Source organism: Asanoa hainanensis (genome assembly GCF_900188485.1).
Classification (GTDB): domain Bacteria; phylum Actinomycetota; class Actinomycetes; order Mycobacteriales; family Micromonosporaceae; genus Asanoa; species Asanoa hainanensis.
In genome coordinates, this window is record NZ_FZPH01000022.1 from 1 (window position 1) to 21,219 (window position 21,219).

Consider the following 21,219-nt stretch of genomic DNA (forward strand, 5'->3'; position numbering starts at 1 on the left):
AAACGCACCCTGATCCGGCTCGCGAAACTACGCTGGCGCGTCGAACACGACTACCGCGAAGTCAAAACCGGACTCGGCCTGGACCACTACGAAGGCCGTGTCTGGCAAGGCTGGCACCACCACACCACCCTCGTCTCCGCCGCTCACGCGTTCCTGACCCTGCAACGCCTGAACCCAAAAACCCGTGCGCCGGAATGACTCTCTACGCCGTACTCCGACGCCTGCAACACCTGCTCGCCCGCCTCATCGGCACCTGCCCCACCTGCCAAACCCACTTCCCGCAACGCCGCCACCGTCCAGGACGCGGACCATGACAAAGCCCTACTAGGGCGTGTCTCGTGGATCAGGGTGGTGCCCCGGCGAGGTCCAGGCGGCGTCCGGGCGTGCGCGGAGGTGGGTCGGATACCGGTGTTGTATCCGGCCCGCCTCCGCGTGCGGTCGGTCGTCGTCTGGGCCCGGCGGGGTGCCGGCATGATCCACGAGACACGCCCTAACGACGGCGGTCGGAGCTGGGCCAGCCACCGGGCTGGTCCGGCACCGCGCTCGGGAAGTGCACGACGTTGTCAGCGTCGTCGTCGTCCTGATGCGCCGCGAACGCGGTGTTCCAGGAAATCTCCACGAGCATTTTTCGAAACTCGGCATGCCGGTCGGCGGCATTCGCCTGCAACGCCATCCGAATCGCCAGGCACATGCCGACCAGCGTGGTGGTAATCGCACCGGCCGCGGCGAACACGTGCCATCCCGTCACCTGGCCGCCCTGTATGGCGAGGACGAGCAGCCAGATCCAGAAGGCGAGCGCGAATATCGCAGCCTTCACGACGAAGAACAGGCTTATCGCGCCTGGTCGATTGGGAACCGGGCGGTCTTCTGGTGGGGCCATAGTCGCATCCCGTCGTTCTCCACTCTCGGGGCGTGAGCATAGACGACCGGTAACGGTCTGGTAAGTCACTGAAGTGGGCACACGCCGGTGGTGTGGTGTCCCGCCGACCCCCCGCCGGCGGGACACCACACCAACACCACGGACTGCGCGCCCATGGCCACAGCGCGGACCGTGCGCGGCTCGACACTGTGGGGAGGGTCCCGCGCACGGGTCCGAGTAAGACCTGTGGGGACTCTAGTGCAGTCCCACGGATGGGACTAGTCGGCCGAACGGCCCGTTGCAATCTGAGCCGCACGGGTTACCCTTTCCGGTGACGATTCACTACCGCGGGGAGGGCGACCGGCCGATGGCCACTGACGATTCGCCGCAGGCTGCGTTCGCGCGCTTCGTCAGGCGGGCCGTCGACGATGCCAAGAACGCCCGTGGATGGACGGTCAACGACCTGGCGTCCGAAACCGGAGTTGGTCGATCGACGCTTTTCCGCTGGCTGGCCGGCGACTGGCACGACTATCCCGAGCTCGCGAAGGTGCAAAACTTCTGCGCCGCCCTCGACGTGCCGGTTTCGGCCGCTTTCCGGGCCCTGAACATGCCCGGCCGCACCCCCGGCGTGACCGCCCGGCCGAGCCGCGTCGACAAAGACCTCCAGGTCATTCTCGACCGGCTCACCGACCCGACGGTCTCCGCGGCCGAGAAGCGGCACATCCGCGAAGCGCTGCGCCGCCTGGCCACCCGGCCGATCCGCAAGACCGCCTAGTCGACCCGCACCGTGAACTCCGCGGTGTGCACCTGGCCGGCCACCTGGAAGTCGAAGAACGCCCGGTAGGTGCCGGGGCTCGGCGCGGCCAGCCAGAACTTCACGGTGCCCGGCGTGCGCTGCTCGTCTGGGTGCACGTGCAGATAGCCCACGTCTCCCTGGCGGAGCACCACCAGATGCCCGTACGAGCCGAGATAGGGCTCGAGGTCGGTGACCGGCTTGCCGTCGCGGGACACCTGGAACTGCAGCGGCTGGGTGGCGCCGACGGTCGGCGTGCCCTCGTAGGTCACGGTGAACCCGCCGGCGGTGGCCTGGCGGGCCGGCGCGGGCAGCGGCTTGGGCGCGTAGTCGCCGGCCACCACCAGGTCGGTGCCGAGGGTCGCGGCGATCTGCGCACCGGCCGAGTCGACCAGCGTGAAGTCGGCGAACGCCCGCCAGAGCCCGGGCTGGCCCAGCGTCAGCGGGATGCTCCACGTGCCGTCGGGGGCCATCGTCGGGTGCAGGTGCTGGTAGCCGGACAGGTCACGGCGGGCCACCACCAGGTGCAGCTGCTTCTCGTGCACGACCGCGAACTGCTTGACCGGCTGCCTATCCGGCCCGCGCACGCTGAACCGGAAGTCGACTGGCTTGCCCGCCGCGAAGTCGGTGCCCTCGGGAACCAGCGTGTAGCCGCTGCCGCTCAGGCTCAGCCCACCGAGCTCGGCGCCGGCGGTCGCGGTCATCCCGCTGCTGCCGTGGTCGTGCTCGGCGGTGCCGGGCGCGTGGGCGTGGTTAGTCGCTCCGGCGGACGGCATCACCATGCCGGCGGCCGCCGAAGCCCCGTCGGCGGGCTTCTCGCCGCCGGTCAGCTTGCCCAGCCCGAACCCGCCGACCAGCGCGAAGACGAGCCCGGCGACGAACAGGCCCAGCCGCAGACCGGACCGGTCGGGTCCGTCGGTGGCGGGAGGGGTGACGCGGGTCTTGGTGCCAGCGGCCTCAGGCATCGGCGGCGGCGAGCTCGTAACCGGCCTCGTCGACCGCGGCCCGCACGTCGCCCAGCGCCAGCGGCGCCTCACTGGTCACCGCGACCGCGCCGTTGGCCAGGTCGATCCGCACGTCGGTGACACCCGGCAGGGCGCTGATCTCGCTGGTCACCGCGCTCACGCAGTGGGCGCAGGTCATGCCGGTGACGGTGTAGGTCGCGGTGGACATCTCGGGGTTACCTCCGGACGGGATCAGGAACGGACGAGCCGGGCGATGGCGTCGGTCGCCTCTTTGACCTTGGCGGACGGGTCGGTGCCGTTCTCGGCGGCCTCCATCACGCAGTGCGCGATGTGCCCCTCCAGCAGGCCGACGGCGACGGCCTGGAGCGCCTTGGTCGCCGCGGAGATCTGGGTGAGGACGTCGATGCAGTAGGTGTCCTCTTCGACCATCCGGTGCACGCCACGGACCTGCCCCTCGATCCGCTTCAGGCGACCGAGCAGGGCCTGCTTGTCGGCGGCGTACCAGTACGGGCCTTGGTCCTCGGCGGTCATGCGCTCGAATATACCCCCCGGGCGTATCCATGCCTAGTCCGCTATGCCCGCATCGTGGCTTCTGCCCGGCACGGCTCGTTAACCGACCGTGCCGATCATCACACTAGGCGCACGCCGCACGCTTACCGCGGCCGCCGCATTGCTGGCTCTGCTCGCCGCGCTGGCCGCGCCGGCCGCCGCCGAGCCGTCCGCCGCCGAGGTCGAAAAGCGTCTCAAGAAGGCCGCGCACCAGCTCGAGGTGGTCATCGAGCAGTACAACGAGCTGCGACTGGAGGTCAAGCGCGGTCGGGTCGAGGCGGACCGGCTGCAGGCCCGGATCGCGCCGTTGGAGGCCGTCGCCGAGGCCCGCAGCGCGGAGGTCGGCACGATGGCCGCGGCCGCGTACCGGACCGGACGCGCGGCCGGCGTCATCGGGCTCCTGCACTCGGGCTCACCGCAGGCGCTCGGCGAGCGGCTCGCGATGCTGGAGGCGCTCGGCAACCAGCGCGGACGGGCGATCGAGGCGCTCACCGCGGCCAACGACAACGTGGCCGCCGCGCAGGAGAGCCTGTCCGCGCTCGCCGCCAAGGAGAAGCTGCAGGGCGCGAAGCTGCTGGCCAAGAAGCGGCACATCGAGGGCGAGATCGCCCGGCTCGACGCGCTGCGCTTCGACCTCGGCATCCCGGACGCGGAGCCGATCTTCGTCGACCCGCCGCCGCTGCCGCCGGGCGCCGCGAGCGCCGCGGTGCGGTTCGCCTACGCGCAGCTCGGCAAGCCGTACCAGTGGGGCGCCTCGGGTCCCGGCGGCTACGACTGCTCCGGGCTCACGGCCGCGGCCTGGCAGGCCGCCGGCGTCAGCCTGCCGCACAACGCGCGAGCCCAGTACGGCGCGGTCAACCACGTCAGCCGGGGCCAGCTCCGCCCGGGCGACCTGGTCTTCTACTACGGCAACATCCAGCACGTCGGCATGTACGTCGGCGGCGGGCGGATCATCCACGCGCCGCAAACGGGCGAGCGGATCAGATTCGACCGGGTCGACTACCAACCGGTCCACGGGTACGGGCGACCGCGGCGTTAACCATTGAGGCCGAGCGCCAGTGGCAGCACCGCCGGCGCTCCGGCCTGACGCAGTTCCCGCGCGACGATCGTCATCGTCCAGCCCGAGTCCACCAGGTCGTCGACGAGCAGCACGGGGCCGCCCACTCCGGACAGTGCGGCGGCCAGGTCCGGTGGGAGCTCGAAGGTGCCGTGCAGTGCGCGTACCCGCTGCGCGCTGTTGCCCCGGGCACCGCCACCCGACGGCGGTGCCTGCGGGCCGGGCTGGACCATGCCGAGCAGCGGCAGCCGGCCGATCTCGGCGATCCGGGCCGCCAGCGACGCGACCAGCGACGGGCGGCGGCGGGACGCGATGCCGACCACCGCGACCGGTCGCACCGGCCACGGGTCGGCGCCGCGTGACCAGTCCTTGAGCACCTCGACCACCGCGCCGGTCACGTCGTCGGGCAGCGGACCGTCGGGAGACTCGGTGCCGAGCAGGTCGCGCAGCCGCCCGCCCCAGCCGAGGTCGGAGAGCCGGCCGACCGCCCGGCCGGGCGCCGCCTGGTCGTCCGGGCCGATCTTGCCGCGCACCTCGTCGAGCCCGGTCGGCCACAGCTTCTTCGGCGCGATGGTGACCCCGGCCTGGCCCAGGAACGCGTGCGCGGCGGCCAGCGCCGGTGCCGACACCTCGGCCGTGACGAACGGCCCGGTGCAGCGGTCGCAGCGCCCGCACGGCGCGGCGGCGGGGTCGTCCAGGCTGCGGCGCAGGAACTCCATCCGGCAGCCGTCGGTCGTGACGTAGTCCCGCATGCTCTGCTGCTCGTCGGCGCGGGTGGCGGCGACGCGACGCAGCCGCGCGGTGTCGTAGACCCAGGGCTCGCCGGTGGCCACCCAGCCGCCGCGGACCCGGCGCACCGCACCGTCGACGTCGAGCACCTTGAGCATCATCTCGAGGCGGGTCCGGCGCAGGTCGACCATCGGCTCCAGCGCCTGGGTCGACAGCGGGCGCCCGGCCGCCTCCAGCGCGTGCAGCACGTCGCGGACCTGCTGCTCCGGCGGGAACGCCAGGGAGGCGAAGTAGCGCCAGATCGCCGCGTCCTCGCGGCCGGGCAGCAGCAGCACGTCAGCGTTGCGCACGGCGCGGCCGGCCCGGCCGACCTGCTGGTAGTACGCGATCGGCGAGGGCGGCGCCCCGAGGTGCACGACGAAGCCGAGGTCGGGCTTGTCGAAGCCCATGCCCAGCGCGGAGGTGGCGATCAACGCCTTGAGCTTGTTGTCGAGCAGGTCCTGCTCGGCCTGCTGGCGGGCGGCGTCGTCGGCCTGACCGGAGTAGCTGGCGACGGCGTACCCCCGTTGGCGCAGGAACTCGGCGGTCTCGGTGGCCGCCGCCACGGTCAGCGTGTAGACGATGCCGGCGCCCGGCAGCGCGTCGAGCTGGTCGGCCAGCCAGGCCAGCCGCTCGGCCGGCGAGCCCAGCTCCAGGACCCCGAGGCGCAGGGAGTCGCGCTCCAGCGAGCCGCGCAGCACGAGCGCGTCGCCGAGCTGGTCGGCCACGTCGTCGGTGACCCGCTGGTTGGCGGTCGCGGTGGTGGCCAGCACCGGCGTGCCCGGCGGCAGCTCGGCCAGGAAGGTGCGCAGCCGCCGGTAGTCGGGCCGGAAGTCGTGGCCCCAGTCGGAGACGCAGTGCGCCTCGTCGACGACCAGCAGGCCGGTGGTCGAGGCCAGCTTGGGCAGCACGTTGTCGCGGAAGTCGGGGTTGTTGAGCCGCTCGGGGCTGATCAACAGCACGTCGACCGCGCCCGCCGCGATGTCGGCGTGGATCGCGTCCCAGTCGTCGAGGTTCGCGGAGTTGATCGTGTGGGCCCGGATGCCGGCCCGCTCGGCCGCCTCGACCTGGTTGCGCATCAGCGCCAACAAGGGAGACACGATCACGGTCGGCCCGGTGGCACCGTCCGCTCGCAGCAGCGCGGTCGCCACGAAGTAGACCGCGGACTTGCCCCAGCCGGTGCGCTGCACGCAGAGCACCCGGCGCTTGTCCTCGACCAGCGCCGAGATGGCCGTCCACTGGTCGTCGCGCAGCTTCGCGTGGTCCCCCGCGAGCCGGCGCAGGATCTCTTCAGCCCGCTCCCTCACCCGACATGTCTACCAGGGAGGGCCCACGCGGGCCCTCCCTGACATCCGTCAGTACGGCGCGCGGGCGCCGGTGAACCAGCGCAACGCCCCCGCGAAGTCCCGGGCGTGCTCCAGCAGCGTGTAGTCCTGCCGCACGGCCGACTCGCGGATCGCCGCGTCCAGGTCGTTGCCGCACCTCGCCAACACGTGGTCGAAGTCCCGCCGGATCGGGTCGAGCAGGCCGTACCCGAACGCGTGGTGGGTCCGGGCGTACCTGGCCTTGTAGAGTCGGGCCCGCTCGTGCAGCCCCGACGAGTACGACATCGGATTCTTCGGTCGTTGCCGGATGTAGTCGGGCAGGATGTCGGCGAACGCCTCCCGCACGATCCACTTCTCCTTGCCGTTGCGCATCTTCAGCGACAGCGGCATCCGCATGGCGAGCTCCACGAGGGCCAGGTCCAGGAACGGCACCCGCGCCTCGACACCCTGACCCATGCTGGTGCGGTCGACCCGCTGCAACTCCGTACGACAGAGATTGCGGATCTTGTGCAGGAACAGCCGGCGGGCCGCGGCCGGGCCGACCTCGTGATACATCGGGTACCCGCCGAACAGCTCGTCGGAGCCGTCGCCGGTGAGCACCACCTTGACGCCGGTCTCGTGCACCCGGCGGAACAGCGGCACCGACACCACCGCGTTGATGATGTCGCCGTACTCGGAGAGCTCGCCCATCCGGATCGCTTCCCGGATCTCGCCCATCCGGATATCCCGCGGCCGAAGCTCGACCACCTCGTGGTGCACACCGAGGTCCCGCGTGAGCCGCTTCGCGTAGTCGAGGTCCGGACTGCCCGGCGCCCCGACCGTGAAGGCGACGCAGTCCGGGTGCATCTCACGCACCTGGAGCAACGTCAGCGAGCTGTCGAGGCCGCCGGAGAGCACGACGCCGACGGTCAGGTCGGTGTCGACGCGCACCCGGATGCTGTCCTGCAGCGCGGCGCGGACCAGCTTCGCCGCCTCGTCCGGGTCCTCGATCGGCACCTGGTCCTCGCCGAGCCGGAGCAGGTCGACGTACGCGTTCAGCCGAGGCCCGGTGACCGGCGTGGCCCAGCCGTGGTGGCCGGGCGGCACCTCGGTGACCCGGGCACCGACCGGCACCAGCGCCTTGACCTCCGACGCGATGTGGATCCGCCCGCCCCGGCGCGACCAGTAGAGCGGCTTGACGCCGAGCGGGTCACGGGCCAGGAACACCCGGCCGGTGGCCCGCTCGACGATCGCGAACGCGAACTCGCCGCGCAGCTTGGCGACCGCCGCCTCGCCCCACTCCAGGAAGGCCTCGAGCACGACCTCGGTGTCGCTCTCGCTGCGCAGCTCCCGCCCGGCGGCGATGAGCTCCGCCCGCAGCTCGCGGTAGTTGAAGACCTCGCCGTTGTAGCAGAGCACCCAGGCCTCGTCCGGCGAGACCCACGGCTGCGCCGCCCGGTCGCGGTCGACGATCCGCAGTCGCTGGGTGCCGGCGAGCAGTCCTGTCGCCGGCCCCCCGCCGATGGTCCGCAGGTCCGCCGGCAGCTCTTCCTGGACGTCACCGCGCGGCGTCAGGGATTCGAGCATCCGCCGGAAGAGCGCGGGGTCGGCATCGTTGCCGACGATGAGCGCGATACCGCACAAAGTGTCGGGTCACCTTCTCCCGGTCTCGTACCTGGTGGCGAACTCCCGTTGCAGTTCGGCGACCGCGACCGGGCTGACGCAGACGTGCCACGCCTGGCCCTCGTCGATCACGTTGACGTCGCCGGCGGTCTGGCGGTCGAGCAGCACCTTCTCCAGCGCCGTGCGGGCCGAGAACCGCTCGAACCAGGCCATCTCCACGTCGACGGCCCAACCGACGCAGTGCGCGCTCGGCGACATGGCCGCGTACCCGAGGTCGCGGAGGTGCTGCTGGTGTCGGACGCTGCGGGTCATGCTGGTCACCCAGAGCGTCGGCGTGCCGTGCGGTGCCTGGCGCTGGAAGTCGGCCGCGACCTGCCCGAGCAGCGCGATCGTCTCCGGGCGGCTGTAGGTGAACCGCATCCCGGCCGTCCGGGGCCACCGGTCCGGCGCGACCCGCCGGGCCACGGCCCGCATGGCGCGGGTCGCGAACGTCTTCGGCTGACGCCGATAGCGGAACGGCAGCAGACCCGCGCGCCGCAGCTTCTCGATGTCGATCAGGTCGGGCGAGGTGGTCACATCGGCGGTGGTGGCGAACGGCGTCGTCTGCCCCCACCACATCGCCTCGACCTGCGCGAGCAGGAAGATCCGCACCTGGGCCGCCAGGTCGGCGGCGGAGCTGCGGGTGCTGGGCTTGTAGTTGCGGACCTCTTTGAGCAGCCATTCCACCGTTCCGGTGAGCCCGCGGGGCGTCACCGAAAGGACGGCGGTGAAGTTAGGCTCGACGAGCCTCTCGATCAGGACGGTCTCGGCCTTGGCGGTGTCACCGGGGTCGAACCCCTGTCCACTGTGGCCGGCCAGTTCGATGAGCAGACTCTCGACGGCTTCGCGATACGCGACCAGATCGGGCCCGGAGGCCGCCGGCCGCGGCGTGGGCAATCGTTTTCGCTGCTCGTTCTTGACCGCATTCGCGGGTATTCGAGTCGACATTGGGCCCCCCGTTCTTCCCCCGTAACAGGCGGGTATTCCGGATCCGAGCCTAATGACGCTTTCGTCCACCCGAGGGCGAATGAAGCTTGTGAGGGGTTTTCATCCTTTTTCGAACTCTTCTTCTGTCAGCTCGCTGGTTTCCTCCGAAGGGCCGCCGTGATCGGGGCGACTCGGGATTTGAGGCTGGCTAGGCCGCCTGGGAAGAAGTAGACCGCCAGGATGAAGATGGCTCCCAGGACGAAGAGGGGCTGGCCCAGGGGGCCTGGGAGGTCTGCGGACAGCGACGTCAGGCGGTGGTCCAGGTACATGTACAAGATGCCGCCCAGGACTGGGCCCCAGCGTGTGCCCGGGCCGCCCAGCACGACCATCACCAGCAGGGACAGGGTTAGTTCCGAGCTTGTGACGTGGGGTGAGGCGCCTCCGACGACCAGTAGGTAGACCACGCCGCCCAAGGCCGCCAGGGCGCCGGCCAGCGTGAAGGCGACCAGTTTGTAGCGGTATGGGTCCAGGCCCAGGACGCCTACCCGGCGTTCGTCGTCGCGTAGGCCCGCCAGCACTCGGCCCGTCGGGGACGCGGCCACTCGGGAGACCACGAGCACGACCACCGCGAGGTAGGCCAGGGCCAGCCAGTACAGGTTGACCGTGTTGGCCACGCCCAGGAGGAAGGCGGGCAGGCCGTCGGAGGCCAGGGGTAGGCCCTCCTCGCCGCCCGTCAGGCCGCCGAAGTCGCGGGCCACCAGGATCGCACCTACCTGGGCGAAGGCCAGCGTGACCATGGCGAACGCGATGCCGGCCGTACGCAACGCGATCGCGCCCAGCAGGGTCGCCAGGATCGTGCTGCCGACCACCGCGAACACGGCCGCCTGCCACAGCGGCAGGCCGCCGTGCGTGACCAGGACGTCGGTGCCGTAGATGCCGGCCGCGAAATAGAGCGCGTGTCCGAAGGAGAGCAGGCCCGTCCGGCCGAACAACAGGTCGTAGCTCGCCGCCAACCCGCCGAAGACCAGGCAGACCGCCAGCAACTGCAGGTTGCCCGGCTCGTTGAGCGCCCCGTCGAGAAGACCGGGCAGCGGCAGCGTCGAATACGGCAGGAGGACCGCCACGACCAGCACCACCAGTGGGGCGAACGCGGTGAGTCGGTGCTTCGGAGCGGCCAGCTCCGGCGGCGTCGCCGCGGGTGGCGCTTCCGCGCTCACCGGCACAGCCTGGGTCATGCCGTGACCGCCCTTCCCGCGATGCCCTGTGGTCGGACCAGCAGCACGATCGCCAGGAGCGCGACCACGCAGATGTCGCCGAGGCCGGCGGTGCCGTAGTAGTTGACGAACTGCTGGAGCAGGCCGACCGCGACCGCCGCGTACGCCGAGCCGACCACCGAGCCCATCCCGCCGATCACGACGACGATGAAGGCGAAGATGAGCAGCGAGCCACCCTGCGCGGGGGATACCGATCCGAAGTAGACGCCGCCCAGCGCACCCGCCAGCGCCGCCGCGGCGCCGCCGATCGCGAAGACCAGCGTGAACGCCTTGCGTACGTCGATGCCCAGCGCGGTGACCATCTCCCGGTTCTCCACGCCGGCCCGGATGACCAGGCCGACCCGGGTGTAGCGGAGAAAGAGCAGGAGCAGCGCGAGTACGGCGGCCGCCGCGAGCACCAGCAGCAGCGACGCGTTCGGGATGTTGGCGCCGCCGATGCCGGTCACGCCGCGGGTCCACTCGGGCCGCGGGAACGGGCGCGGGTCGGCGCCCCAGGTCGCCTGGAGCAGCGCCACCCCGGCCAGCGACAGGCCGACGGTGACCAGCACCTGCTCGATCGTCCGCGAGTAGAGCGGCCGGATCAGCACGAGCTCGACCAGCGCCGCGACGGCCGCGCCGGCGACCACGCCGAACGCGGCCGCGAGCACGAAGCCGAAGCCGGTCGGCCCGGCACCGGGCAGGTGGTCGGCCGCCCACCAGGTCGCGTACGCGCCGACCGAGAGGAACAGCCCGTGCGCGAAGTTGAGCACGTCGGCGAGGCCGAAGACCAGCGAGAGACCCGACGCGACGAGGAAGTAGAGCGCGGCCAGTCCGAGCCCGGTCAGCGTCAGCAGGACGAACGTCGACATCAGGCGTGCACCCCCGTGGACCCGACGCCGAGCAGCGCCTTGGTCAGCTCCGGCTCGCCGAGCAACCGGGCCGCGGCGCCGGTCCAGGCCACCTGCCCGGCGGCCAGCACGACCGCGTCGCGGGCCAGCCGGCGCACCACCGCCAGGTTCTGCTCGACCAGCAGCACCGGCACCTCCTCGGCGACCGCTTCGAGCGCCTCCGCCACCTCCGTCACCACCTTCGGCGCCAGGCCCTTCGTCGGCTCGTCGACCAGCAGCAGCGTGTTGTCGGCGAGCAGCACCCGACCGATGGCGAGCATCTGCTGCTGCCCGCCGGAGAGCGTGCCGGCCCGCTGCTTGGCCCGCTTCGAGAGCTCCGGGAAGAGCGCGAACACGCGGTCGTACGCGGGAGCGGCGCCGGGCCGCTCGGCCAGCCGCAGGTTCTCGGCGACGGTCAGCCCGGCGAACACGCACCGGTCCTCGGGCACGTAGCCGAGCCCACCGCGCACGAGCCGATGCGTCGGTGTGCTCAGAGCGCTCTGCTTACCTATGCGAATCGCCCCGGACACCTCCGCTCCGCGCGGGGTCAGGCCCACGATCGCCCGCAGCGTGGTGGTCTTGCCGACGCCATTGCGGCCGAGCAGCGCGGTCACCCCGGTCGGCGCGACGGTGAAGGTGACGCCCTGCAGGATGTGCAGGCCGGCGATTCGTACGCTCAGGTCGTCGACCGTAAGGATCGGGTTCATAGTCCCTCGCCCAGATAAGCCTCCTGGACCCCGCGGTGCGCCATCACGGCGTCCGGGGTGTCACAGGCGAGCAGTGCGCCGTGGTGCATCACCGCGATGCGGTCGGCGAGGTCCAGGATCACGTCCATGTGGTGCTCCACCATGAGGACCGACCGCCCAGTGGTTTCCGCACCCCGGGTCAGGCCCCGGATCACCGCTACGAGCTCCGGCACGTCCTCGGCACTGACGCCGGCCATCGGCTCGTCGAGCAACAGCACGGTCGGCTCGCCCGCGAGCAGCAGCGCGATCTCCAGCTTGCGCTTCTCGCCGTGCGCGAGCGTGCCGGCCAGCGCCTCCCCGCGCCCGCCGAGGCCTACCGTGTCGAGCGCCTGGTCCGCCGCCGAGACAACCGCCGCGAACGACGAAGCCCGGCGCCACAGGGCGAGCGAGCCGCCCTGGTGCGCCTGGACCGCGAGCCGGACGTTCTCCCGTACCGACAGCGACGAGAAGACCGACGACGACTGGAACGTCCGCCCGAGACCGCGCCGCGCGCGGCGGTGTGGCGGCAACGCGGTGACGTCGTCGTCGCCCAGCCAGACCGTGCCCGAGGTCGGCTTGCGCAGCCCGCTGACCAGGTTGAACAACGAGGTCTTGCCGGCACCGTTGGGCCCGATGACGCCCAGGAACTCGCCGGGGGCGAGGGCGATGTCGACACCGTCGACGATCGCTACCTCGCCCACCCGCCAGGTCAGCCCCTGGGTACGGAGCACGGCCAACTCGCTCAGCCCTTCATCGCGGCCGCCGGTGGGGCGACCTCCTCGGGGGTGAGCGCCTTCTCGAGCTTCGCGGTGAGCTGGTCGCCGCTGCCGGTCAGGGTCGCCTGGTACATCGGCTGGAGCAGGGCGTGGTCCTCGGCGCGGACGGTCGTCTTGCCCTTGACCCCGTCGAAGCTCCAGCCCTCCAGCGCGGTGATCATCTTGTCGACGTCGTCGCCGCCCTCCTGGACCGCGCGAACGACCATCTGGGCGGCGGTGAAGCCGTCCGGGTGGAACAGGTCGAGGGTGCCGCCGACCGCCTTCTTCGCCGCCTGCGCGGCCGCGTTGTCGCTGGCGCCGTCGAAGTAGTGCGACAGGAACGAGATCTTGGTGCCGGCCGCGCCGAAGGTCGGCCAGGAGGCCCGGATGTCCAGGCCGGTGACCACCGTCGTCGAGGCGAGGATGCCCTGCTGGTCGAGGGTCTGCCACATCGCCGGCGCGGTGGTGCCGGCCCAGGCGACGAACAGCAGGTCCGGCTTGGCCGTCTTGAGCTGGCTCGCGAACGGCGTGAAGTCGGTCGCGCTGACCGGGGCGAGCACGCTGCTCACCGTCGCGCCCGCGCCGCCGAGCACCGCCTGCACCGCGGTCTCGTTGCTCTTGCCGAACGCGCTGTCCTGGCCGAACACGACGACCTTCTTGCCAGCCGCGTCGCCGATGAACGACTTGGCGGTCATCACATCCTGGTACGACTGCCGGCCGGAGCGGAACGTGTACCTGTTGACCCCGGTGACCGCGTCGGTCGCGGCCGGGCCCGAGATGAACAGCACCTTGTTCTGGGCGGCCAGCGGCGCGACCTGGAGTGCGACGCCTGACGCGGTCGACCCGGCAATGATCTTCGTGCCCTTGCCGATCAGGTCCTTCGCCGCGGACACCGCCTTGGCCGGGTCACCGGCGTCGTCGACCTCGGTCACCTCGATCGCCCGCTCGCCGACCTTGTTGGTGCCGTCGGTGGCGTACGCGAGCCCCGCCTTGAAGCCCTCGATGTACTGCTTGCCGTAGGACGCCAGCGCGCCCGTCTGCGAGTACACGATGCCGACCTTGACCGGTGCGGTGGCGTCACCGCCGCCGGTCGCCGTCTCCTGCGGGCTGCCGCAGGCCGTGGCTGATGCAGCCACCGCTATCACTGTGGCGGCGGTGACGAACGCCCGCCGCATCGCCTTAACCGTCATGGCGACACACGCTAGGTGCATCAATGTGACCCCGACCATGTGGCCGGCGGCCATATATGTGACGTGGAGATGTACGGAAGGGCCCCTCGACGTTGCCGAGGGGCCCTTCGAGTGCTCAGCGCTCGGGGCGGGCGGCGCGGGCGGCTACCGCCGTGTCGGGCTGGTCGCTGAAGACACCGTCCAGGCCGAGCGAGAAGAACAGCTCGTACTCGGCCGTGATGTCACCGCGGGCGTTCGGGTCGGTGCCGATCCGGTGGTCGGCGGCCAGGAACTGGTTCTCCACGCGGAACGTCCAGGCGTGCACGTCCAGGCCGACCCGGTGCGCGTCGCGGATCACGGCGGTCGGCGCGAGCAGCTTGCCCGTCGCGTCCCGGGGCACCAGCAGGTTCTTGTTGGCGCCGATCCCGTCCGCGTACGACGAGATCCACTTGAGGTTCGCCGGCGAGACCAGGTCCTGGTAGGTGCGCGCGTCACCGGCGACCACGAAGTCGTACGGCTTGCCGGCCGCGTCGAGCAGCTGGGCCAGCCGCACGTCGGTCATCCGGGCCAGCTCGCGCAGGTTCGCGGTCTCGAACGACTGGATGATCACCGGCGAGCTCTTCCGGGTCAGCCCGTTGGCGCGCAGGACGCGGACCAGCGGCTCCTCCAGCGCGAGCCCGATCGACTGGAAGTAGGTCGGGTGCTTGGTCTCCGGGTAGATGCCGATCGTCCGGCCGGTCCGCCTGGTCTCCGCCTCGGCGAGGTCGATGACCTCCTGCAGCGTCGGAATCTCCAGCTTGCCGTCGAACGCGGTGTTGGTGACCCGCACCAGCGGCAACCGCTCCTTGGCCCGCAGCGTCTTGAGCTCGGCCAGCGTGAAGTCCTCGGTGAACCAGCCCGTGACCGCGAGGCCGTCGATCGTCTTGGTGGTCCGGCGGCCCGCGAACTCGGGGTGGGCGGCCACGTCGGTCGTCCCGGAGATCTCGTTCTCGTGCCGGGCGACCAGGTGGCCGTCCCTGGTGGACACGAGGTCGGGCTCGATGAAGTCGGCACCCTGCCGGACGGCCAGGCGGTAGGACTCCAGCGTGTGCTCGGGCCGGTAGCCGCTGGCGCCGCGGTGGCCGATCACCAGGGGCTGCTTATCGCCGTGGCGCCCGTTGGCGGCAGCGGCGGCGGGCAGGACGGCCGGTGCCGCGAGGGCACCCGCGCCGGCCAGCGTGAGGGAAAGTGCGGTACGTCGTCGCATGCGCCGCAGTCAATCGATGTCCAGCGACCGGGGCTTGGCCACGCGGTGAACGTGGTAAGAAATGCCTGATGCGCCGCTCGCTGCAGCACCCCGCCCGGATCGTGCCGTTGGCGTTCCTCGGCGCGGTCGTCGTCGGCACGCTGCTGATGATGCTGCCGGCGGCGCGGATGGAGCCCGGCGGCACACCGTTCGTCACGGCGCTGTTCACCGCGACCTCGGCCGTCTGCGTCACCGGCCTCGCGGTCGTGGACACGGCGACCTACTGGACCGGTTTCGGCCAGGTGCTGCTGACCGTGCTGACCCAGATCGGCGGCTTCGGCATCATGGCCATGGCCACGCTGCTGGCGCTGCTGGTGTCGCAGCGGCTGGGGCTGCGCAGCCGGCTGATGGCCCAGGCCGAGGACTCGTCGCTCCGCCTCGGCGACGTGAAGACAGTGCTCGGCCGGATCGCGCTGACCATGGCGTGCTTCGAGTCGGTCATCGCGGTGATCGTCGGTGGCAGGTTCTGGCTGGGGTACGACTACTCGGTAGGCAAGGCCGCCTGGTACGGCGTGTTCCACGCGGTGCAGGCCTTCAACAACGGGGGCTTCGCCCTGTTCAGCGACTCGCTGGTCGGCTTCGTCGACGACCCGTGGATCTGCCTGCCGCTGACCATCGGGGTGATCGCCGGCAGCATCGGCTTCCCGGTGCTGTTCGAGCTCTTCCGCGAGATCGGCCGCCCGTCGACGTGGTCGACCCACACCCGGCTGACCGTCTGGGGCGGCATCGGGCTGCTCTGCTTCGGCTTCGTCTCGCTGCTCGGGCTGGAATGGGACAACCCCGCCACGCTCGGCCCGCTCGGGGTCGGCGAGAAGATGCTGGCCGCCTTCTTCCAGGACACGATGACCCGGTCCGGCGGCTTCAACACGGTCGACGTGGGTGGCTTCCACAGCGAGTCGCTGGCCCTGTCGACCGCGCTGATGTTCATCGGCGGCGGCAGTGCCAGCACCGCCGGTGGCATCAAACTGACCACGTTCTTCCTGCTGGGGTACGTCATCCTGGCCGAGCTGCGCGGCGAGCCGGACGTGGTGATCGGCAAGCGGCGGATCGCGGAGACCACCCAGCGCCAGGCGATCACGGTGGCGCTCCTCGGTGTCGGGCTGGTCGCGACCGGCACGTTCGCCCTCCTGGAGGCGACGACGAACGTATCGTTCGAGGCGGCGCTGTTCGAGGTGACGTCGGCCTTCGCCACGGTCGGGCTGTCCACCGGGATCACCCCGGGCCTGCCGACGACCGCTCAGTTGATCCTGGTCGTGCTGATGTTCATCGGCCGGGTCGGGACGATCGCGGTAGGGTCGGCCATCGCCCTGAACACCCGACGCAGGCTGTACCGATACGCGGAGGAGCGACCCATCGTTGGCTGACAAGGGAGGCGACGACAACGTCGTCGTGATCGGGCTCGGACGGTTCGGCGGCGCGGTCGCCGGGTCGCTGCAGAAGATCGGTCACGAGGTGCTCGGCATCGACAACGACCCGAAGCTCGTGCAGGAGTGGTCGGAGCGGCTGACCCATGTGGCCGAGGCCGACTCGACCGACGAGGAGGCGCTGCGCCAGCTCGGCGTCGCCGACTTCACCCACGCGGTGGTCGGCATCGGCACGCACATGGAACAGAGCATCCTGACCGTGCTGGCGCTGGTCGAGATCGGCGTGCCGCACATCTGGGCCAAGGCGATCTCGGCGAAGCACGGCAAGATCCTGTCGTCGGTCGGCGCGCACAAGGTGATCTATCCCGAGTCGGCGATGGGCGACCGGGTCGCCCACCTGATCACCAGCCGGATGATCGACTTCATCGAGTTCGACGACGACTTCGCGATCGCCAAGACCCGCGTGCCGCAGGCGGCCATCGGCAAGACCCTGGCCGAGCTCGGCCTACGCGGTCGCCACGGCGTCACCGTGGTCGGCGTGAAGGAGCCCGGCAGGGAGTTCGAGTTCGCCACCCCGAACATGGCCATCCCGGCGAACGCGACGCTGATCGTCTCGGGCACGGTCGGCAAGGTCCAGAAGTTCGCCGCGACGACCTAGCCGGGGCCGCTCTTGCCCTTTCCTGGACCGCCGCCACCGGGTCCTTTGGGGTCGTCCTTCTTCGGCGGCTTCGGTGGCTTCGGCTTCGGCTTGGCCACGACCGGCTGCTTCGCCGCCGGTTCGCGCGTGGCCGGCGGGCTGGCCGTGGTCACCGTCGACAGCTTCGGCTCGCAGAACGCGCCGTCGAGCCGGAACTCAACCGGGAACGCGTTGGACTTCGCGTAGCTGCCGGTCAGCCGGACCGCCCCCGAGCCACCGGCCGATCGCAGCACCACGGCGCTCCCCTGCTGCTCCACTGTGGCCGAGCCGGCTCCGGTCAGCTTCTGGTCGCCGGGGAAGGTGAACGCCAACGACCAGTCGGTGACGGCCACGGGACCGGCGTTGACGACCGTCAGGTCCGCGTCGAAGGCCTTGCCGGAGTCACGCCGGAGCGCGTAGCGGACCTCGCAGGCCGGCTTCTCCGGTGCGGCCGCGGGTGCGGCCAGAGCGGTCGTCGTCGCGGCACCGGCCGGCTCGTCGCCGCCGCGCGTCGTCGCGAGCGCCGCACCTCCGACACCGAGCGCGACCACGGCCGCGGCGGTGACCAGCACCTGGCGGCGGCGACCGACCAGCAGGTCGGCGGGCCTGGCGAGGCCAGCGATGCCGGCGGCGGGAACGACGCCTCGCGGCAGGATCGTGGTGTTGCCTGCCGTGCCACCGCCGGCGGGCGCCGGCGAGACGGGGCGCGGCAACGCTCCGGTGACCTCGGCCAGCGCGTCCACCACGTCGGCGCTGGTCGGCCGCTCGCCGGGCGACTTGGCCAGACAGCGCAGGCACAGCTCGGCGACCTCGGCCGGCAGGCCGTCGATGTCGGGCAGCGGCGACGGCTCCGCGTACAGGTGCGACTTCAGCAGCTCGGCACTCGACCGGCCGGGCCACGGCAACCGCCCGGCCAGGCACCGGTAGAGCAGCAGGCCGAGCCCGTAGACGTCGGCGGCCGCGGCGACCTGCCCGCCGGCCAGGCGCTCGGGAGCGATGTAGGCGGGCGTTCCCAGCAGCGAGCCGTCCGGCCCGACCTCCTGCTCGCCGACGACGGCCGAGATGCCGAAGTCGAGCACCTTGACGCCGGCAGCGGTCAGCAGCACGTTGCCCGGCGTGACGTCGCGGTGCACCACCCCGCGCGCGTGGGCGGCAGCCAGGGCCGAGGCGACCTCGGCGCAGATCGCCACCGCGTCGCGCCACGGCATCGGCGTCCGGCAGGCGGCCAACGGCACACCGTCGACGACCTCCATCACGACGTACGGGACACCGCCGGACTCGCCGTAGTCGTACACGTTGGTGATGTGCGGGTGGCTCAGCCGCGCGGAGGCCTGCGCCTCGGTGCGGATCCGTTCGCGGAACGCCGGGTCGGTCGCGAGCGAGGGCGCCAGCACCTTCACCGCGACCTGGCGGCCCAGCACCTCGTCGTAGCCGCGCCAGACGACGGACATCCCGCCCGCGCCCAGTCGCTCTACCAGCCGATAGCGGCCACCCACCGTGCTCATGACGAATGTCTTGCCCGGTGTGGCGCGGTTCGAACCTGAAATGCGTCAGCCGTTGGGTGCCAGCAACTGATCCACCGGCGCGTACTCGTCGGTGAGCGGCGACGCGTCGCCCACGAACGCGGACAGTTCGTCGCCGGTGACGATGGTGGTCTGGCCGCCGTCGTCGTCCTCGGTCAGCCGCGTCCTGAGCTGGTCCATCGGCAGCGGGGCGGGCGAGGCCACGATGACGAAGTTGGAACCCTGCTCGCCGGCCAGCGACCGGGTCGGCGCGATCAGCGCGACGTGCGGGAACTCGGCCCGCACGGTCGCCACCTCGGCCTTGATGAAGCGCAGCGGCGGATAGTCGATGACGTTCTGCGCGTAGATGCCGTCGGGGCGGACCACCCGGCGCACGTCCGCCGCCATCTCGCGGGTGGCCAGGTGCCAGGGCACGACCAGGTGGCCGAACGCGTCGCCGATCACCAGGTCGGCGCTGGCCGTCGGCCGCTTCGCGAGCAGCATCCGGGCGTCACCCACCTTCGTCGTCAGGTCCGGGCCCTGGCGCACCCCGAGCTCGCGCTCGTCGAGCGAGACCAGCGCGCCGTCCAGCTCGTACACCTCATTGGTGGAACCGGGCCGGGTGGCGGTGACGTAGCGCGGCATGGTGAAGCCGCCCCCGCCGAGGTGCACCGCGTCGATCCGCTCGGTGCCGGGTTTGACCGCGCCGGTCACCGCGCCGAGCCACCGGGTGTACGCGAACTCCAGGTAGGTGGGTTCGTCCAGGTCGACGAACGAGTGGCGGGCCGAGTTGAGGAAGAGCGTGCGGCCGCCGTCGCGGGCGGGGTCGGACACGACCGCGGCGCAGTGGTACGCGGTCTCGATGTCGCAGGGCGTGGGCGCGGCCGCGGAGAGCCCGGCGCCGGCCAGCCCGAGCACGGCCAGCAGCGCGCCGGCCCGGCCGGTGCCGGCCAGCGCGAGCCGCTCGGTGCGCCGCAGGTACCAGCCGACGCTCAGCCCGGCTACCCCGAGGGCGGCGGCCAGCCCGATCAGGATGACCGAGGTGGGCAGCGCGGCGACCAGGACGAAGCCGGTGACCAGCGTGGCTGTGACCGCGCCGAGCGTGCCCACGCTGGACAGCTTGCCGACCACCTGCCCGGTGTTGCGCAGGTCGCCGAGCTGGAGCTTGACCACCAGCGGGGTGACCGCGGAGAGCAGGAACGCGGGGACGAACACGGCGAGCGCGGTGAGCAGCAGGATGCCGCTGACCGCGCCACCGCGCAGCGCCTCACCCGCGTAGCGGACCACCGGCAGCGTCACCGCGGTGGCGATGCCGGCGAGCACCAGCACGCCCGGCAGCAGCGTGCGCGGGTCGCGCTTGTCGGCGATGCGGCCGCCGGTCCAGGCACCGTAGGCGATCGCCGCCAGCGCCACGCCGATCACCGAGCTGGTGACCTGGAGCGTCACGCCGAGGTAGGGCCCGACCAACCGCAGCGCGACCGTCTCCAGGACGAGCACGGCGCCGCTGGCCAGGAACACCAGGAACGAGGCGAGACCGCCGGGCAGTGGACGACGTTCGGGCGCTTCGACCGCTGCTGCGGTGCTCTGGTCCATTGCGTCAGGGTACGGGGATCAAAGCATGGAAAGGTGCACGTGGTTGGTGTGGTCCGCCGCCGGACTGCCGGCACCGCTGTAGGACTTCCACCCCGTGCCGGGCATCCAGATCCTGCGATACCAGATCACGTACATCACCCCGAGCGCGTTCGCGTTCTTGATGAAGTACGACGCGAGGTTGTCGCCGTAGGTCTTGTCGCCGCCGGTCGCGCTCTTGTCCTGGAAGCCGCCGGCCGCCGCGGAGAAGTCGCAGGCCCGGCCCTTGGGGTGCTCACCACCGCCACCGGAACGGTGACACGAGGTGTAGCGCTTGAACCCGTCGGACTGCGCCTCGCGCAACGCGTGGAGCGTGCGCGGGGTGATGCACCCGCTGGCCGGCGTGGGGTCGTCGATCGAGCAGGACTCCGACGGCCAGGAACCGTCCGAGTTGCGGGGCGCGGGCTTGGCGGCGGGCGAGTTCGGGTTGATGTAGCCGGCGCTGGTCACGCCACCGCCGATGCTGCGCAGGGCGCGCTCGGCGTCTTCCTTGCGCTTCTTGAGGGTCGCGACCTGCTTCTGCTGCTCGCGGATCTCGGCGTCGAGCTGGGCCTTGGCCTGCGTTGCCGCCTCGTGCGCGTCGGCGTAGCCGCGCAGGGCACCCGCGTCGCGCTGGGCCATCACCTCGAGGCTGCCGGCGCGGGCCAGGAAGTCGTCGGGTGACGCGCTGTTGAGCAGCGCGGAGAGGGTGGTGAGCCGGCCGGTGCGGTAGGACTCGACGGCCATCACGCCGACCTGGCCCCGCATGACCTCGACCTGGGTGTCGAGCGCGTTGACCTCTTTGTTGAGGCGGAACGCCCGCTTCTTCGAGTTGTCGAGCAGCCGCTGCGCCTCGATCTGGCCCTTGGCCGCGGCCTCGAGGTTGTCGCGAAGCTTCTTCTCGTCGTTTTCCTTAGGTGCGGTCGGCGCGGCGTACGCGCCGGTGACTGGAGCACCGGTAGCGACCACCACGGCCGCGAGCAGCGCGGCGAGCAGGACACTCCACCGCCGTCGCGTAACCGTCCGAGGCACTGGGATTCCCTTCCGTCACAATGGTTCCCCCGCTGGCCGCCGGACAGAGTACCCGATCCGGACCGGGCGAGCCGCCCCC

20 protein-coding genes and 1 pseudogene are annotated in these 21,219 nt (G+C 71.4%); 5 read left to right on the top strand and 16 right to left on the bottom strand.

The window, feature by feature from the left end; translation table 11 throughout:
- Positions 1–198, top strand: a pseudogene (locus CHC05_RS35595) (IS701 family transposase); the annotation flags it as partial.
- A gap of 292 nt (positions 199–490) precedes the next feature.
- Here the strand turns inward: CHC05_RS35595 and CHC05_RS35600 are convergent.
- Positions 491–880, bottom strand: coding sequence for a hypothetical protein (locus CHC05_RS35600; RefSeq protein ID WP_144022916.1), 390 nt, complete (start codon positions 878–880; stop codon positions 491–493).
- A 346-nt stretch (positions 881–1,226) separates the two neighbouring features.
- On the opposite strand from CHC05_RS35600, the gene CHC05_RS35605 reads away from it, so the two are divergent.
- Positions 1,227–1,634 carry a helix-turn-helix domain-containing protein gene (locus CHC05_RS35605; RefSeq protein ID WP_089255043.1) on the top strand — a complete coding sequence of 136 codons (408 nt, stop codon included), beginning with the start codon at positions 1,227–1,229 and terminating at the stop codon, positions 1,632–1,634.
- Here CHC05_RS35605 and CHC05_RS35610 read toward each other — a convergent pair.
- From CHC05_RS35610 to CHC05_RS35620, 3 genes are read right to left on the bottom strand one after another with little or no spacing between them, the layout of a single operon-like run.
- A complete protein-coding gene (locus tag CHC05_RS35610) occupies positions 1,631–2,617 on the bottom strand; it encodes a hypothetical protein (RefSeq protein WP_089255044.1) in 987 nt (328 codons plus the stop codon). The two genes, CHC05_RS35605 and CHC05_RS35610, sit on opposite strands and share 4 nt — an antisense overlap.
- The gene (locus CHC05_RS35615) at positions 2,610–2,825 is read right to left on the bottom strand and encodes a heavy-metal-associated domain-containing protein (RefSeq protein ID WP_089255045.1); all 216 of its coding nucleotides are present in this window, start codon (positions 2,823–2,825) and stop codon (positions 2,610–2,612) included. Before CHC05_RS35615 ends, CHC05_RS35610 begins: the two co-directional genes overlap by 8 nt.
- A 23-nt stretch (positions 2,826–2,848) precedes the next feature.
- Positions 2,849–3,148 (bottom strand): metal-sensitive transcriptional regulator, encoded by a 300-nt coding sequence (locus CHC05_RS35620; protein WP_089255046.1) that lies wholly within the window; start codon positions 3,146–3,148, stop codon positions 2,849–2,851.
- Between the two features lie 88 nt (positions 3,149–3,236).
- Between CHC05_RS35620 and CHC05_RS35625 the strand changes: the two genes are divergently transcribed.
- Entirely contained in the window at positions 3,237–4,205 is a 969-nt protein-coding gene (locus tag CHC05_RS35625; RefSeq protein ID WP_089255047.1) for a C40 family peptidase, read from the top strand.
- Here CHC05_RS35625 and CHC05_RS35630 read toward each other — a convergent pair.
- From CHC05_RS35630 to CHC05_RS35670, 9 genes are all read right to left on the bottom strand, one after another.
- On the bottom strand, positions 4,202–6,298 hold the full coding sequence (locus CHC05_RS35630) for a RecQ family ATP-dependent DNA helicase (RefSeq protein WP_245871389.1): 2,097 nt from the start codon (positions 6,296–6,298) through the stop codon (positions 4,202–4,204). The genes CHC05_RS35625 and CHC05_RS35630 overlap by 4 nt on opposite strands.
- A gap of 48 nt (positions 6,299–6,346) precedes the next feature.
- Complete coding sequence (locus CHC05_RS35635) at positions 6,347–7,939, bottom strand: asparagine synthetase B family protein (RefSeq protein WP_089255048.1); 1,593 nt, start codon at positions 7,937–7,939, stop codon at positions 6,347–6,349.
- A gap of 9 nt (positions 7,940–7,948) precedes the next feature.
- A complete protein-coding gene (locus tag CHC05_RS35640) occupies positions 7,949–8,854 on the bottom strand; it encodes a DUF5715 family protein (protein ID WP_245871390.1) in 906 nt (301 codons plus the stop codon).
- A gap of 176 nt (positions 8,855–9,030) precedes the next feature.
- On the bottom strand, positions 9,031–10,119 hold the full coding sequence (locus tag CHC05_RS35645; RefSeq protein WP_089255050.1) for a branched-chain amino acid ABC transporter permease: 1,089 nt from the start codon (positions 10,117–10,119) through the stop codon (positions 9,031–9,033).
- Positions 10,116–11,006 carry a branched-chain amino acid ABC transporter permease gene (locus CHC05_RS35650; RefSeq protein WP_089255051.1) on the bottom strand — a complete coding sequence of 297 codons (891 nt, stop codon included), beginning with the start codon at positions 11,004–11,006 and terminating at the stop codon, positions 10,116–10,118. The genes CHC05_RS35645 and CHC05_RS35650 overlap by 4 nt, the downstream gene beginning before the upstream one ends.
- Complete coding sequence (locus CHC05_RS35655; RefSeq protein ID WP_089255052.1) at positions 11,006–11,731, bottom strand: ABC transporter ATP-binding protein; 726 nt, start codon at positions 11,729–11,731, stop codon at positions 11,006–11,008. The genes CHC05_RS35650 and CHC05_RS35655 overlap by 1 nt, the downstream gene beginning before the upstream one ends.
- Positions 11,728–12,480 (bottom strand): ABC transporter ATP-binding protein, encoded by a 753-nt coding sequence (locus CHC05_RS35660; protein ID WP_089255134.1) that lies wholly within the window; start codon positions 12,478–12,480, stop codon positions 11,728–11,730. Before CHC05_RS35660 ends, CHC05_RS35655 begins: the two co-directional genes overlap by 4 nt.
- Positions 12,481–12,491: 11 nt before the next feature.
- Positions 12,492–13,694 carry a substrate-binding domain-containing protein gene (locus CHC05_RS35665; protein WP_089255133.1) on the bottom strand — a complete coding sequence of 401 codons (1,203 nt, stop codon included), beginning with the start codon at positions 13,692–13,694 and terminating at the stop codon, positions 12,492–12,494.
- Positions 13,695–13,809: 115 nt separating this feature from the next.
- Positions 13,810–14,919, bottom strand: a complete 1,110-nt coding sequence (locus CHC05_RS35670) for a glycerophosphodiester phosphodiesterase (RefSeq protein WP_089255053.1) — start codon at positions 14,917–14,919, stop codon at positions 13,810–13,812.
- Between the two features lie 68 nt (positions 14,920–14,987).
- On the opposite strand from CHC05_RS35670, the gene CHC05_RS35675 reads away from it, so the two are divergent.
- Positions 14,988–16,322, top strand: coding sequence for a TrkH family potassium uptake protein (locus tag CHC05_RS35675; protein ID WP_089255054.1), 1,335 nt, complete (start codon positions 14,988–14,990; stop codon positions 16,320–16,322).
- The gene (locus CHC05_RS35680; RefSeq protein ID WP_089255055.1) at positions 16,315–16,980 is read left to right on the top strand and encodes a potassium channel family protein; all 666 of its coding nucleotides are present in this window, start codon (positions 16,315–16,317) and stop codon (positions 16,978–16,980) included. Before CHC05_RS35675 ends, CHC05_RS35680 begins: the two co-directional genes overlap by 8 nt.
- On the opposite strand, the gene CHC05_RS35685 is transcribed toward CHC05_RS35680, so the two are convergent.
- Genes CHC05_RS35685 through CHC05_RS35695 form a run of 3 tightly spaced genes read right to left on the bottom strand, consistent with a single transcriptional unit; the run spans position 16,977 to position 21,104 of the window.
- Positions 16,977–18,503 carry a serine/threonine-protein kinase gene (locus CHC05_RS35685; RefSeq protein WP_089255056.1) on the bottom strand — a complete coding sequence of 509 codons (1,527 nt, stop codon included), beginning with the start codon at positions 18,501–18,503 and terminating at the stop codon, positions 16,977–16,979. The genes CHC05_RS35680 and CHC05_RS35685 overlap by 4 nt on opposite strands.
- 45 nt (positions 18,504–18,548) lie before the next feature.
- Positions 18,549–20,093 carry a fused MFS/spermidine synthase gene (locus tag CHC05_RS35690; protein WP_089255057.1) on the bottom strand — a complete coding sequence of 515 codons (1,545 nt, stop codon included), beginning with the start codon at positions 20,091–20,093 and terminating at the stop codon, positions 18,549–18,551.
- An 18-nt stretch (positions 20,094–20,111) separates the two neighbouring features.
- Positions 20,112–21,104 (bottom strand): coiled-coil domain-containing protein, encoded by a 993-nt coding sequence (locus CHC05_RS35695; protein ID WP_483860514.1) that lies wholly within the window; start codon positions 21,102–21,104, stop codon positions 20,112–20,114.
- Positions 21,105–21,219 lie beyond the last annotated feature (115 nt).

What these genes read in the sequence shown, in the direction of transcription:
- CHC05_RS35665 (WP_089255133.1), bottom strand. Translation starts at nt 13,694, where the DNA reads ATGACGGTTAAGGCGATGCGGCGGGCGTTCGTCACCGCCGCCACAGTG.
- CHC05_RS35645 (WP_089255050.1), bottom strand. Translation starts at nt 10,119, where the DNA reads ATGACCCAGGCTGTGCCGGTGAGCGCGGAAGCGCCACCCGCGGCGACG.
- CHC05_RS35670 (WP_089255053.1), bottom strand. Translation starts at nt 14,919, where the DNA reads ATGCGACGACGTACCGCACTTTCCCTCACGCTGGCCGGCGCGGGTGCC.
- CHC05_RS35615 (WP_089255045.1), bottom strand. Translation starts at nt 2,825, where the DNA reads ATGTCCACCGCGACCTACACCGTCACCGGCATGACCTGCGCCCACTGC.
- CHC05_RS35605 (WP_089255043.1), top strand. Translation starts at nt 1,227, where the DNA reads ATGGCCACTGACGATTCGCCGCAGGCTGCGTTCGCGCGCTTCGTCAGG.
- CHC05_RS35675 (WP_089255054.1), top strand. Translation starts at nt 14,988, where the DNA reads ATGCGCCGCTCGCTGCAGCACCCCGCCCGGATCGTGCCGTTGGCGTTC.
- CHC05_RS35690 (WP_089255057.1), bottom strand. Translation starts at nt 20,093, where the DNA reads ATGGACCAGAGCACCGCAGCAGCGGTCGAAGCGCCCGAACGTCGTCCA.
- CHC05_RS35620 (WP_089255046.1), bottom strand. Translation starts at nt 3,148, where the DNA reads ATGACCGCCGAGGACCAAGGCCCGTACTGGTACGCCGCCGACAAGCAG.
- CHC05_RS35600 (WP_144022916.1), bottom strand. Translation starts at nt 880, where the DNA reads ATGGCCCCACCAGAAGACCGCCCGGTTCCCAATCGACCAGGCGCGATA.
- CHC05_RS35650 (WP_089255051.1), bottom strand. Translation starts at nt 11,006, where the DNA reads ATGTCGACGTTCGTCCTGCTGACGCTGACCGGGCTCGGACTGGCCGCG.
- CHC05_RS35610 (WP_089255044.1), bottom strand. Translation starts at nt 2,617, where the DNA reads ATGCCTGAGGCCGCTGGCACCAAGACCCGCGTCACCCCTCCCGCCACC.
- CHC05_RS35685 (WP_089255056.1), bottom strand. Translation starts at nt 18,503, where the DNA reads ATGAGCACGGTGGGTGGCCGCTATCGGCTGGTAGAGCGACTGGGCGCG.
- CHC05_RS35655 (WP_089255052.1), bottom strand. Translation starts at nt 11,731, where the DNA reads ATGAACCCGATCCTTACGGTCGACGACCTGAGCGTACGAATCGCCGGC.